Source organism: Halalkalibacter krulwichiae (genome assembly GCF_002109385.1).
GTDB lineage: Bacteria > Bacillota > Bacilli > Bacillales > Bacillaceae_D > Halalkalibacter > Halalkalibacter krulwichiae.
Window position 1 is genome coordinate 3,501,814 of sequence record NZ_CP020814.1, and the last position, 12,949, is coordinate 3,514,762.

The 12,949-nt window shown below is 38.1% G+C and carries 15 protein-coding genes; 5 read left to right on the top strand and 10 right to left on the bottom strand.

Annotated elements, in window-relative coordinates:
- Positions 1 to 147: 147 nt before the first annotated feature.
- The gene (locus BkAM31D_RS17620; RefSeq protein ID WP_066159001.1) at positions 148 to 522 is read right to left on the bottom strand and encodes a hypothetical protein; all 375 of its coding nucleotides are present in this window, start codon (positions 520 to 522) and stop codon (positions 148 to 150) included.
- A 245-nt stretch (positions 523 to 767) separates the two neighbouring features.
- On the opposite strand from BkAM31D_RS17620, the gene pckA reads away from it, so the two are divergent.
- Positions 768 to 2,354 (top strand): phosphoenolpyruvate carboxykinase (ATP), encoded by a 1,587-nt coding sequence (pckA, locus tag BkAM31D_RS17625; protein ID WP_066159004.1) that lies wholly within the window; start codon positions 768 to 770, stop codon positions 2,352 to 2,354.
- Between the two features lie 147 nt (positions 2,355 to 2,501).
- On the opposite strand, the gene BkAM31D_RS17630 is transcribed toward pckA, so the two are convergent.
- On the bottom strand, positions 2,502 to 3,599 hold the full coding sequence (locus BkAM31D_RS17630) for a glycosyltransferase family 4 protein (RefSeq protein WP_257391587.1): 1,098 nt from the start codon (positions 3,597 to 3,599) through the stop codon (positions 2,502 to 2,504).
- Between the two features lie 172 nt (positions 3,600 to 3,771).
- On the opposite strand from BkAM31D_RS17630, the gene BkAM31D_RS17635 reads away from it, so the two are divergent.
- Entirely contained in the window at positions 3,772 to 4,311 is a 540-nt protein-coding gene (locus BkAM31D_RS17635) for a phosphatase PAP2 family protein (RefSeq protein WP_257391588.1), read from the top strand.
- Positions 4,312 to 4,318: 7 nt separating this feature from the next.
- Here BkAM31D_RS17635 and BkAM31D_RS17640 read toward each other — a convergent pair whose 3' ends face one another.
- Both BkAM31D_RS17640 and BkAM31D_RS17645 read right to left on the bottom strand, forming a co-directional pair.
- On the bottom strand, positions 4,319 to 5,143 hold the full coding sequence (locus BkAM31D_RS17640) for an alpha/beta fold hydrolase (RefSeq protein WP_066159007.1): 825 nt from the start codon (positions 5,141 to 5,143) through the stop codon (positions 4,319 to 4,321).
- Positions 5,144 to 5,218: 75 nt separating this feature from the next.
- Positions 5,219 to 6,010 (bottom strand): alpha/beta hydrolase family protein, encoded by a 792-nt coding sequence (locus BkAM31D_RS17645; RefSeq protein WP_066159010.1) that lies wholly within the window; start codon positions 6,008 to 6,010, stop codon positions 5,219 to 5,221.
- A gap of 97 nt (positions 6,011 to 6,107) precedes the next feature.
- Between BkAM31D_RS17645 and BkAM31D_RS17650 the strand changes: the two genes are divergently transcribed.
- Genes BkAM31D_RS17650 through BkAM31D_RS17660 form a run of 3 tightly spaced genes read left to right on the top strand, consistent with a single transcriptional unit; the run spans position 6,108 to position 8,677 of the window.
- Positions 6,108 to 7,103: an ABC transporter substrate-binding protein gene (locus BkAM31D_RS17650; protein ID WP_066159013.1), complete on the top strand. Its 996-nt coding sequence runs from the start codon at positions 6,108 to 6,110 to the stop codon at positions 7,101 to 7,103.
- A 13-nt stretch (positions 7,104 to 7,116) separates the two neighbouring features.
- A complete protein-coding gene (locus tag BkAM31D_RS17655) occupies positions 7,117 to 7,893 on the top strand; it encodes an ABC transporter ATP-binding protein (protein WP_066159015.1) in 777 nt (258 codons plus the stop codon).
- On the top strand, positions 7,874 to 8,677 hold the full coding sequence (locus BkAM31D_RS17660) for an ABC transporter permease (RefSeq protein WP_066159017.1): 804 nt from the start codon (positions 7,874 to 7,876) through the stop codon (positions 8,675 to 8,677). Before BkAM31D_RS17655 ends, BkAM31D_RS17660 begins: the two co-directional genes overlap by 20 nt.
- A gap of 10 nt (positions 8,678 to 8,687) precedes the next feature.
- Here the strand turns inward: BkAM31D_RS17660 and ytkD are convergent, their stop codons facing one another.
- The 6 genes from ytkD to BkAM31D_RS17685 all read right to left on the bottom strand — a co-directional run bounded on the left by ytkD (position 8,688) and on the right by BkAM31D_RS17685 (position 12,887).
- On the bottom strand, positions 8,688 to 9,161 hold the full coding sequence (ytkD, locus tag BkAM31D_RS17665) for an RNA deprotection pyrophosphohydrolase (RefSeq protein WP_066159020.1): 474 nt from the start codon (positions 9,159 to 9,161) through the stop codon (positions 8,688 to 8,690).
- 59 nt (positions 9,162 to 9,220) lie between these two features.
- Complete coding sequence (gene bcbE, locus BkAM31D_RS17670; protein WP_066159023.1) at positions 9,221 to 10,432, bottom strand: bacillibactin exporter BcbE; 1,212 nt, start codon at positions 10,430 to 10,432, stop codon at positions 9,221 to 9,223.
- A gap of 170 nt (positions 10,433 to 10,602) precedes the next feature.
- Positions 10,603 to 11,097, bottom strand: a complete 495-nt coding sequence (locus BkAM31D_RS17675) for a YwpF-like family protein (protein ID WP_066159078.1) — start codon at positions 11,095 to 11,097, stop codon at positions 10,603 to 10,605.
- A 182-nt stretch (positions 11,098 to 11,279) separates the two neighbouring features.
- Positions 11,280 to 11,426 carry a hypothetical protein gene (locus BkAM31D_RS23980; protein WP_169801158.1) on the bottom strand — a complete coding sequence of 49 codons (147 nt, stop codon included), beginning with the start codon at positions 11,424 to 11,426 and terminating at the stop codon, positions 11,280 to 11,282.
- Positions 11,427 to 11,535: 109 nt separating this feature from the next.
- Positions 11,536 to 11,682 (bottom strand): sporulation histidine kinase inhibitor Sda, encoded by a 147-nt coding sequence (sda, locus tag BkAM31D_RS17680; protein WP_084372444.1) that lies wholly within the window; start codon positions 11,680 to 11,682, stop codon positions 11,536 to 11,538.
- 29 nt (positions 11,683 to 11,711) lie between these two features.
- Entirely contained in the window at positions 11,712 to 12,887 is a 1,176-nt protein-coding gene (locus tag BkAM31D_RS17685) for a MalY/PatB family protein (RefSeq protein WP_084372446.1), read from the bottom strand.
- Positions 12,888 to 12,949: the final 62 nt, after the last annotated feature.

Genomic DNA, 12,949 nt, shown 5'->3' on the forward strand with positions numbered 1-12,949 from the left:
ATCGCACATGTCGTATACTGTCAACCTATCCCAATGAAATAAGTGGCAATCAGGACTAATTCGAACTTATATAAGTATTCCAATTAGTCCTAACCTTTAACAACAGATAAGATTAGTATCTCAACATACGTTGATTTCATTCTTTATTTAATATGGTGTATCGTCATCTTGATATGTTACATTTTCACGACGCTTTCGTCTTTCCTCTTCTTTGCGGATCCGCTCTTGTTCCACTTGTTGTTCTTCTCTCATCTCTTCTCTTAACTGCATTCTCAATAAATCATTTTGGTTATCGCGTGGCTTTACTTGACTATACACACCACTGGCGGTTAATCCAATAATCAGTGCCATTAATACTTGCTCACCCCATTCTCTTGGAATGAACCAAAGGATACCAGCTATGCCAATTGCCAAAAGAGCTCGATATTGTTTTTCAATACCAAATGCATTACCCACTACAGTAACTAGCGCTGCGACAACGGCAGAAACGGTCGCAAGATCGAGCATTGATACTTGATCCACACAGAACGCCTCCTTATTTCTTATACATCCATCCTATGCACAAAGTCGAAATTTAGGAACGTCCGATTGATTTTCCCCTCATTTTTTCCTATTTATAATAGGTAAACATGTTTTTTGTTGGATTATGTCACATTTAAATTTTTAAAATAATAGTATAGACTATTAAAGTGATTGTGTTATACTAATAAACAAGAATTATAAATTAATGGTAACTAATATAAGTTTAAGGAAAGGATTTTGCGACAATGAAAACACTTAGTTTACAATCGGAACTAACAAATTTAATGACTCAGGAAAACGTTCAACTTAATCTGCCAATCTCTTCTCTTATTGAAAGAGCACTCATGCGTGGTGAAGGCAGCCTAACCTCAACTGGTGCTTTAAGTGTTGAAACAGGTGCATATACAGGGCGTTCCCCAAAAGACAAATTCATTGTCAATGAATCTAGCATTTCAGACAAAATTGAATGGGGATCTGTCAATCAGCCAATTGAAAAAGAAGTGTTCACTTCTCTTTATCAAAAGGTGCTGGAACATTTAGGGAAAAAAGAAGAATTATTTGTTTCAGACGGATATGCAGGAGCCGATCAAACATTCCGCCTTCCTCTAAAAGTCGTAAATGAATTTGCTTGGCACCAACTTTTTGCCCGTCAGTTATTTATACGACCAACTGAAATCGCTACCATTCAAGAAGAGAATAATAAACCATTTACAATCGTTTCTGCTCCAACATTTAAAGCAGATCCAGAGCGTGACGGTACTCGTTCAGAAGCATTTGTAATTGTATCTTTTGAAGAGAGAGTCGTATTAATTGGTGGAACTGAATATGCTGGCGAAATGAAGAAATCGATTTTTTCTGTTATGAATTTCTTATTACCGGAACAAGATGTCCTTTCTATGCATTGCTCAGCTAATACAGGTGTTGAAGGCGATGTTGCTTTATTCTTCGGTTTATCTGGAACTGGAAAAACAACTTTGTCTGCTGACCCAAATCGTTCATTAATTGGCGATGATGAGCATGGTTGGTCAAGTAATGGCGTTTTCAATATTGAGGGTGGCTGCTATGCGAAATGCGTCAACCTTTCTAAAGAAAAAGAACCACAAATTTGGGACGCAATTCGATTTGGCTCTGTGTTGGAAAATGTTGTAGTTGATGCAACAACTGGTCAACCTGATTACGATGATACATCGTTAACAGAAAACACTCGTGCCGCGTACCCACTTGAGTTAATTCCGAACGCGTTACAGCCAAGTGTTGCTGGTCACCCAAATACAATCATTTTCCTTACTGCTGATGCATTCGGCGTCTTGCCTCCAATCAGCAAGCTGACCAAAGAACAAGCGATGTATCATTTCCTCTCTGGATACACAAGTAAATTAGCTGGTACTGAGCGAGGAGTTACTTCACCAGAAGCAACATTCTCAACATGCTTTGGAGCTCCTTTCCTTCCGTTACCTGCTGGTCGTTATGCTGAAATGCTTGGAGAGAAAATTGACCAACATGATGTAGATGTCTTCCTTGTTAACACAGGCTGGTCTGGTGGCCCATACGGTGTCGGGAATCGTATGAATTTAAAATACACTCGTGCAATGGTGCAAGCTGCGTTGTCTGGCGAGCTTCGTTCAGTTGAAACGAAAACAGATGAACTTTTTGGATTGCACATCCCACTTCAATGCCCAGGCGTTCCTGATAATGTTCTTCAACCACGAGAAACATGGAAAGATAAAGCCGCTTATGATGAAAAAGCTAAGGAATTAGCAGATAATTTCAAAAATAACTTCTTGAAATTCAATAATGTAAGCGACAAAATTAAAGCGGCTGGTCCAAAATAAAGAATGGAACAATTTAAGAGACCACTGAAAGGATGATTTTCATCTTTTCAGTGGTCTTTCATTTTAAAACTGTTACTCCTTGATTAGAAGATGCCTCTCAAGCTGTTTGTATGCTCCTCTTCTCGATCACATCTTGATAACTCAAAATTAATTTTCGAAAGATTTCATCCCATGAATAATGCAAAGCATCTTGGCGGGCTTGCTTCCCCACCTCAATCTAGTAATAGGATTCGTTAAAAGAAATGTGACCGCTGAGACGAATGAGTCTAAATCTTTTTCTTTGCACATGAGTCCAGTTTCTCCGTGTTGAATTAAGTGCTTGACACCTCCTGTATTTGCACAGACTACTGGTATTCCAGATGACATTGCTTCAAGAACGACATTGCCAAACGTTTCCGTTGCAGAAGGAAATAAGAAAACATCACTTGCAGCATAAACTTTCGCTAGTTCTTCCCCTTCTAGAAAACGGGTAAACGTAATATTCTCACTGCAAATTTGTGTAGATAAAGGTTTTAATAACGGACCGTCCCCTACAATGAGCAAATGAGAGTCCTGTTTGATTGTTTGAGGCAGTGACGTAAATGTTTGTATAGCTAATTCAACATCTTTTTCGGGTGCTAGGCGGCCTACAAATAACAATATATGTTTTTGTTTAATCTGATACTTTTCCCTTACCTCTGCTCCTCTCTGAGCAGGTGTAAACAGCGTATGGTCTACTCCTCTTTTCCACAACTCAATACGATCGTGGACACCTTTTCTTACTAAACTTTCTCTTGTACTTTCAGATGGAACATACACTTTAGAAAACGGACGATGGAACCAAGCCATATACTTCCATATCCACTGTTTTAATAATGTTAAATTGTAGTACGTAAGATATTGATCAAAATGAGTATGATAAGAAGCAACCATTGGAATTTGATGTTTTTTCCCGTAATAGGCTCCATATAGTCCTAAGTTCAATGGAGTTGCGACATGGATAAGCGTCGGTTTAAATTCCTCTAAAGATTGCTTTAGATGAAGCGGATTTAAAAGAGCAAAGCGACATTCTGGGTAAAGAAAAAGAGGCAAGCTTGCGAAACGTTCAATATGAGGAATCGCCGGAATTCTCTCTTTATTGTCTGGGGCGAACACACGGAACTCAATATCATTCTGTCTTAAATAACAAGTGAGTTTTTCCAACGTCCTAGCTACACCATTAATTTCAGGTGCGTAAGTATCAGTGAAAATAGCAATACGCATCATATTTGGTCTCCCCTTTTATAAAGTTGATACTTCAACTTTACTAGAGATGTAAGCCAAATTTTACATAATTGGTGTAAAGTTCTCGTTAAGTTTCCTCGTAAAAAACCACACAATCGTAACGAAAGTTTTAAAATAATGTATTATACTTGTAAGTAAGATAACTGCGGAAGGGGTGTCTAAAATTAGTCGTTTTGTTCATTGGGTTTCTTTCCACGACAACCGTTTTTTTTTAATTGTAAATCAGCAATGGAGATGTCGTTTTTTTGATTTTTTCCTACCAAAGGTGACTCATTTAGGAGGCGCTACTTTTTCACTTTCTCTCCTTTTTTTATTCATACTTTTTTTACCAGGATCAATTCGTCAATCTGCCATTGTTGCTTTGGCTTCAATTATCTTAAGTCATTTAATCGTACAATTAATTAAGAAACTATCTTGTCGCCAACGTCCATATCTTAGTTTGCCCGATGTTCATACTTGCTCTAATCCATTAAAAGACTATTCATTTCCATCCGGTCATACGACTGCAGCCTTTGCCATCGGTGTCGTATTTGCTATTCATTACCCGATTCTTGCTGCCACGATTATACCTTTAGCCATTCTTGTAGCCGTTTCAAGAATGTATCTTGGTCTACATTACCCGACAGACTGTATCATCGGCGCGATTATTGGGACTACAACCTCGATTTTATCTGTAATTGTTTTTCCATACTAGGAGTTACTTACCTGCACCCTTGTGTGTAGGTAAGTATTTCATTATAAACATCTTCTGGACGTTCTTCTGTTACCAAATGTCCTGTCTCGTGGTACGTTATTAATCGGGCTTGTGGCAAATCTTCTACTAAACGTTTGCCAATTGTAACAGGGACAACTCTATCCTCTTCTCCCCAAATTAACAATGTCGGAATTTGAATTTGCTTTAATTGATCCGTCGTTAAATCTCCTTCTCGATATCGCAGCAACCGTAACAGAGAAATAGGAAAGTTCTTTTCACGGAGTGGGGTTACATACTCTTGCATTAATTCATCTGTAATCAAATCACGATTGTAAAATACATTCTCTAAGCTTTTTTTTACATCCTTACTGTCAATGTAGCGTTTCACATAATATTTAAAAAAAGGTAAGTAAGAACAATAGATCAATGTCTTCTTCGCTCGCTTTAAATACCCAGAACTACATAGCAAAATAAGTTTAGATACTTTTTTTGGAATCAATTGAGCTGTATAAAGAGCTACTTGTCCTCCCATCGAGTGTCCACAAATAATGACATTTTTAAGTTGGAAGTGCTCTATGCAAGCTGTAATAACATTGGCATAATTCCTAAACGAATAGATGAAAGACTTTGATTTTTCGCTTTTTCCAAATCCGGGTAAATCTAATGCAATCACTGAGAAATGATTCGCAAGTAATGGAATTAAGCGATTAAATGTATAGATAGAAGAAACAAACCCATGGATTAAAATAATAGGCGGCTTGTTGTTTAACACGTACTCACAGTAAACATCTACATCACATAATTTGAGCTTCTTCTTGTTGATTTGCAACATGATAGAGAACCAACTCCATAGTAAGTATAAAGTTAATTATTTCTAGTATTTTCTATCCATTGTCATCTCATACAATCAAACCATTATGCTTGATTCGTTTTTCATCCACTTTGCTGCTTCTTTTAAAATCCTTCTTTGCCAGTCGACAGGAAAGTGATGAGAGAACTGGTCAAAGTACCACCTCTTGACCTCTTTGTTAACAAGCTTGCACTGCTTTTCTAAAAGGTACGCATGCTGAATGGAGACATGTTCATCCTGTACTCCGTGAATAATTAATACTCTTGCTTTTAAATCCTTCAAAAAATGTAACGGTGTTCTCCAAGCATATCTTTTAGGAAACTTCGTTGGTGTACCACCAATCACACGCTTCATCATTCTTCTTAAATCCACTCTTTCTTCATAGGTCAGCACCATATCTGTTACTCCATTCCAACAAACTACTGACGCTGCTTGCTGTCTAGCCTGAGCTGTTAGCAAGCCCATTACTCCACCTCTAGAGAAGCCTAGAATATGAATGCTTTTCTTATCGACTTGTGGATGACTTTCAAGTAAATCAAATGCATTAATCGCATCATTCCGATCATTGCCACAAAAGTCTTCTTGACCTTGGCCTCCTTTGTTTCCGCGATAGAACGGGGCAACAACTAGTAATCCCTCTGCAGCCCATTGAATCACTCGTTGTATCCGAACCATGCCCACATTTTTAATCCCACCTCGTAAATAGAGTAAACCAGGGAATTGTCCTTCTCCTTCAGGCACAGCCATATATCCTTTTACTTTTAATCCTTCACTCCAGTATGTAATTAGATAAAGCTTAATTTTGGGATGTGGTGAAGGAATACGTTGTTTATGAATCAATTTCATCATTATAAAATCCTTTCGCTACAAATTGGGCAAACACACATTTTCATCTTTATACATACACTATCACAACTACTTTATTCTACCTAAGGAGATGACCATCATGAATGCCATGAAAAAAGCTTCTCTCTTGCTTTTCTTACTTATTATCATTATTGTAAGTGCCTGTTCTTTCGGGGGAAGCAGCAAAGAAACAATTCGTGTCTCTGAAGTAACTCGTTCAATTTTTTATGCGCCTTTATATGTTGCGATATCTGAAGGCTTTTTTGAAGAGGAGGGAATTAACCTCGAACTAACGACAACATGGGGTGGTGATAATACGATGACCTCCCTTTTATCAGGTGGGGCGGATGTCGCTCTAGTCGGTGCAGAAACGTCAATTTATGTCTATGCCCAACAGGCAATTGACCCAGCTATCAATTTCGCCCAATTAACTCAAACAGATGGGACCTTTCTTGTCTCTCGTGAAAAACTCGATTCTTTTGAATGGGATGACTTAAAAGGGCAAACGTTTCTTGGCCAGAGAAAAGGCGGAATGCCACAAATGGTAGGGGAACATGTTTTAAGACAAAACGGAATTGACCCACATCGTGATTTGAACCTGATTCAAAATATTGATTTTGGTAACGTTCCAAGCGCCTTTGCGTCGGGGACAGGTGACTTTGTGCAATTATTCGAACCACAGGCAACCATGTTTGAAAATGAGGGCATCGGACATATTATCGCATCATTTGGAACAGAATCAGGGACAGTTCCTTATACTGTCTTCATGGCAAAACAAAGCTATCTACAAGAAGAAGAAGAAAAATTAGTCGCCTTTACTCGAGCGATTACAAAAGCACAGCAATGGGTTGATGAACAACCATCTGACGTTATTGCTGAAGCCATTGTTGACTACTTTGAAGATACAGATCTTGAATTAATTGAGCAGGTTGTTGATCGTTATAAATCACAAGGATCTTATGCAACATCTCCATTGCTGCAGCCTGATGCTTGGGATAATTTGCAATTGATAATGGATCAAGCCGGCGAATTGCCACAACGAGTTGAATATGACCAACTCGTAAATACTTCTATCGCCGAGAAAGTTCTAAAGTAGGGGGCTTAAAGCGATGTCAACGTTAACTTTAACCAATGTTTCAATGGGATATGTAACAAAGCGGGAAGCCACTTTAGCACTAGATTCTATTTCCTTAACGGTTGAGGACGGAGAGTTCATCTCTATCCTCGGCCCAAGTGGTTGCGGGAAGACAACACTGCTTTCGCTTATTGCTGGTCTTCTCACTCCAAGTACAGGACAAATCAAAATAGATGATCAAGATAGTAAGGAAGCAACAACTAAGATTGGTTACATGCTTCAACAAGATTATCTATTTCCTTGGAGAACGATTGAAGACAACTTAACAATTGGACAAAAGATTCAAGGCACTTATAATACGGAAGGAAAATATTTAGCTTTACAGTGGCTTGATCAACTTGGATTAAGCGATAAAAAAGACCTCTATCCCAATCAATTATCTGGTGGAATGCGTCAACGAGTTGCACTTGTCCGTATGCTCGCGACTAACCCTTCTCTCATGTTGTTAGATGAGCCCTTCTCTGCACTTGATTATCAAACAAAACTTAAACTAGAAGATCTCGTCTTTCAAACATTAAGATCGGAAGAAAAAACAGCAATCCTTGTCACACATGATATAGGCGAAGCGATAGCTATGTCAGATCGGGTTGTCTTACTTTCACCAAGACCAGGAAGAATCCATCGAGTTTTTGAAATTCCGAGCGAGATCTCGTCTCCTCTTCCATTTGATGCAAGGCAGCATAAACATTTTAACGATCAGTTCCAAATGATATGGAAGGAGATGGAAAGCCTTGAAGCATCATCAACTTGAGTTGTTACACCGTAAATATTTGGCTTCTTTAAAGAAAGAAAATAGATTGGTTTTTGCGGTTCAATTAGGAATTTTGCTTGCATTTTTTACGATTTGGGAACTAGCTGCAAGAAATCACTGGATTGACCCACTTTTGTTCAGCATGCCTTCAAGAGTGTGGGATCTACTCGTTACAAGGTTGTCTGATGGATCTCTCTTCACCCATGCTTCCGTTACCCTTTTTGAAACGATACTTGGGTTCGTTCTCGGGACTGGGATAGGTACACTTCTTGCTGCCGTACTATGGTGGTCCAGGTTCACCTCTAAAGTCTTAGATCCCTACTTAGTTGTTTTGAATTCAATGCCTAAAGTAGCCCTAGGACCCATATTAATTGTTGGACTCGGACCAAATTTCACATCGATTATTGCAATGGGGGCATTAATCTCCGTTATCATAACAACGATGGTCGTCTATACTGCGTTTCGCGAAGTTGATCCTAATTATTTAACAGTAATGAGGACTTTTGGAGCATCCAAAAAACAAAATTTTCGATATGTCATCTTTCCTGCCACCTTGCCAACCATTATCTCAACATTAAAGGTGAATGTTGGGTTAGCATGGGTCGGAGTCATCGTCGGTGAATTTCTCGTTTCCAAACAAGGTCTTGGCTATTTAATCATTTACGGCTTCCAAGTATTTAATTTCACACTAGTAATCATGAGCCTAGTCGTAATAGCAATATTAGCAACGGTTATGTATAAAGCTGTTGAATTATTAGAAGCCCGTTTGTTAAAACGTTTCTAGCCAAGAACAACTAAAATAGTTGCATCTTGGCTATTTGTTGTAATGAATATGGGAGCACCTCATCTTTCATCAGAAAACTAAATGAGGTGTTCTTTCTAATATTTGCCGGTAGACTATTTAATAAGGTCGGTCCAGCTGTTTCAAGATAGTGTAACTTCTCTTCTATTGACACTATTTCCGCAAAATAAATCGCTTTGTGAAAGGAAGAAGAATCACAGGTCACTTCGTATTGTCCAATCCAATGAAGAGATTTAATCCTTGCACCTGTCTCTTCCCATACTTCACGTTTCGCCGCTTCAATCAAAGTCTCCCCTTCTTCAACTTTTCCTCCGGGGAATTCCAAACCTCTTTTAGAATGATCGGTTAGCAGCCACTTATCTTCATATTTGCAAATAACCCATACATGTTTTGGGTGTTCAGTAAATCCGTTTTCCTCAAAAGTAAGGCGAACATTACAGTTATTATAATCATTAAATTGATACATATTTTAGCCTCTCCTCTTCTAATACCAAGTATAACGAGGATTTAGAAGAAGTAAAACACTTAACCCCAAGTTGGTTTAACTGGATCTTCTGGCTTAATAGCAAGTAATATAATTATCAATGCGAATAGGCACAAGCCTGCATTTAAAAAGAACATAATAAAGTGAGATGTGTCCATTAACACAGCAAAAATAGGCGGTCCTAATGCTACCCCAACAAACCTCATACTACTGTAAATCGAAGAAATTGTCCCTCTTTGTTCCATCTCAATACCTTGAGTGACTAATGCATCTAAACAAGGCAATGCGATTCCTATCCCTATCCCACTGGCGAAAATACATGTAAGCAACAAATAGATATCCTTGGAAAAGGAAACGGTAAAGATGGCGAGTGTTAATATGACGAGTCCCGCAACAGTGTACCATTTCATCTTTTGCTTATCCTGTCCAATTGCCTTTCCGGTTGTGAAAGAGGCAAAGCAAAGTGCTGCTAACGGAATCGCTAATATAATTCCTTTTTTAATGCCATCAATTTGGAATTCATCCTCAAGCAAAGTTGATAAATAAAAGAGAACACCAAATAAAACGAGCATTAAAATTCCACCAATAACAAAAACAGCGTACAGCCATCGACCCTCACGCTTAAAAATCACTTTAGTCGTTTTAATAAACTGCTTAAATCCCACAGCTTCCCCACTCATTGGTGGAACTTTGACTAACAAAAGCATCCCAACAATCGATAAAAAGCATAGTACCGGAATAGACAAAAGCGGCATATACCAAACGATTACAGCTAAGGCTGCTCCTAAAATAGGACTTAACACTTTCCCTAAGGTATTAGCAGTTTCAATCATCCCTAACCCTTTACTGACATCATTTTGGTCTTTATACATATCGCCTACTAACGGCAAAACAATCGGCATCGCCCCAGCTGCTCCAATCCCTTGTAAAATCCGTCCAATGATCATGACACCATATGGGCTATCCATTTGCCAGCCAGCAAAACCAGAAATAAATCCTCCTATACCGGCTAAAATTAAACTTGGAATGATTACTTTTTTTCTTCCAATATGGTCCGAAATGTATCCTGCAACTGGAATACAAAGGATAGCAACAATTGAATATACGGTTATCAACATACTTACTTGAAATGAGCTTATCCCCAGCTCTTTTTCTATTTGTGGTAATACTGGAATTAGCATAGAGTTTCCTAAGGTCATCACTAAAGGAATTGAAGAAATCGAGAAAATCGCCCATTTATCCTTTTCTTGCATGTCAGGCCTCCCCCGTCCCTAAACAACATTATAAGTACCTTGTTAGTATGAGAAAGACTTTACCCTTTATACCCTCATATTTAAATTAACTGATGCAACAACTATTGCTATCTAAAAAAGAACCTTTTATAAACAAAAAGATGCTCCATAACCGGAGCATCCTTGTTTCATTATTTTAAATTGTATAACCCACTCGCTTGTACTGAACGGTAAATTGTTCCTAATGCACTTTCTGGGTGAGTAGCCAAATTATCCATTTTATTTTTAAATTCACGTAGTAATTCTTCTTGAGAGTACCCTTCTTGGACAAGCTCTTTTAATACATCCTCAATGATATCATCTTTCTTTAACGCTAATTTCGCTTCAAGTAAGACACTAATGCTCTCATTTGATAACTTTGTAATTGTATGAACGTTCGTTATCATAGCAGCAGGGTGATTTCCTTTGCTCGTAATGACGACATCAACAAGGACATGGCCTTGGTTTTCCTTCACCGAATTAAAATAACTAAAATAGTCACCACTTACGACGGCTTCTATGTACCATAACTTATCCTGGTTTTCCATATTAATAATAAGTCCGTCTTCAATTGGCACGAGTTTTTGATGAACGTTACCATCTTTCCCTTCGAGCAAACTAAGAGAATAGAGCTTAAATGTTTTCAAAAAATCCACTCCCCTCTTCCTTTTATTAGTTTTATTTAATCATAAATGGCCAGTAGATACAAAATGAGTATATACTGCACTTATTAAATAGATTACGACAGGTTATATAACTATTCGACAGACTCAGGACACAAAAAAGATTTTCTAAGAAACGTTACTGTTCTAGAAAATCTTTATAGTTTTTATGAACTTTTCACCCTTCGGAAAAAGCACTCATAATGTTTTTCTTGAATCCACTTAATGAGTTCCACTTCTTCTTTTGTTAACTCTCTGTCAAGCTTACATTTACATTCTGTTACAATTTCCTTATAAAGGTTTTGAATAGGCATCGTAAATGTCTCCTTTGTAGATAATTACTAAAAATATGTGTCACTCAAGGCTAGACATGGTCACTATAGTACATTTTCTACTTAAAAGGTGAATTTCCTGCAAGCAATTTTAAACAGATATTCTTTTCTTTATTTGACCTTTATTTTCTCGTTCACTAATCTCTTCTTTCAGTAATTGAATAAAATCATCTTCAAGATCTAACTCTACTGCACGCTCATATGCCTCAATCAACACATTATAATCCAACCTTTTCATTTATTCACACCGCACTTATTTAATATTATTTAAAAAGCTCGCTTCGTATATGCATCCTTTAACCGTTCAAGACCTTCTTGTAATGTTGCTCTAGGACAGGCCAGGTTGATTCGTTCAAAATCTTGCCCTTCCTCACCAAAAATAGCACCTGGATTTAATGCAAGCTTCGCCTCTTCAATCAGCCATTTCTTCCGCTCAGTTGATGTAAGTGGCAATTTTGAACAGTCTAACCATAATAGGTACGTACCCTCAGAATCCATCACTCGTAATTTCGGCATATGTTCATTCACAAATTGCTTAACAAACTTGTAATTGTCCTCCACATAACTCATTAATTCACTTAACCATTCTTCTCCATGGTTATAAGCAGCTTCAGTGGCTACTTCGGCAAAAGAATTAGTCATATTAGCGAACGTATTTGCAAGATGATTATTTAATTGTTTGTGGTATTGTTTGTTTTCGACCACGACATATGAAGTTTGAATTCCAGCCAAGTTAAATGTCTTACTTGGAGCAAGGCAAGTAAACGTTCGTTGTGCAGCATCACTATTCACAGATGCGAACGGGATATGAGTTTGCCCTTCAAAGAGTAAATCCGCATGGATTTCATCTGAAACGACAAGCAAACCATGTTTTTCACATAATGCGGCTAATGCCTCAAGCTCTTCTCTCTTCCAAACTCGCCCAACTGGATTATGTGGATGACAAAGAACAAGCAATTTCGTTTTTTCGGTAATGATAGACTCAAGGTGCTGAAGGTCCATCTCATAACGATCGCCATCAAAAGATAATGGATTACGCAACAGTTCGCGATTGTTCTTCTTTACCACATCATAAAATGGATAATAAACCGGTGTCTGGATGATCACCTGATCACCTGGCTTTGTAAAGGCCTGAATAATGTAACTAATTGTCGGTACGATCCCTGCTGTATAGATCAATGAATTAGTGTCAATTGACCAGTTGTATCTTCTATTTAACCAGCTTTGAACAGCTTCATCGACTGACTCTGAATGTGCTGGATATCCAAATATCCCATGTTCCACTACATTGTGTAGGGCATCTAGTACCTCTTTTGGTGCGCGAAAATCCATGTCGGCTACCCACATAGGGAGGAGATCTTCTCCACCAAAACGTTGCTTTGTCATGTCCCATTTCAATGAATTTGTTCCGCGTCGTTCAACTACTTCATTAAATCGACTCACTTTAACACTTCCTTCCTAATTACGCACAAACCTCCACTTTACTTAATACAGTCTTTAGTCAA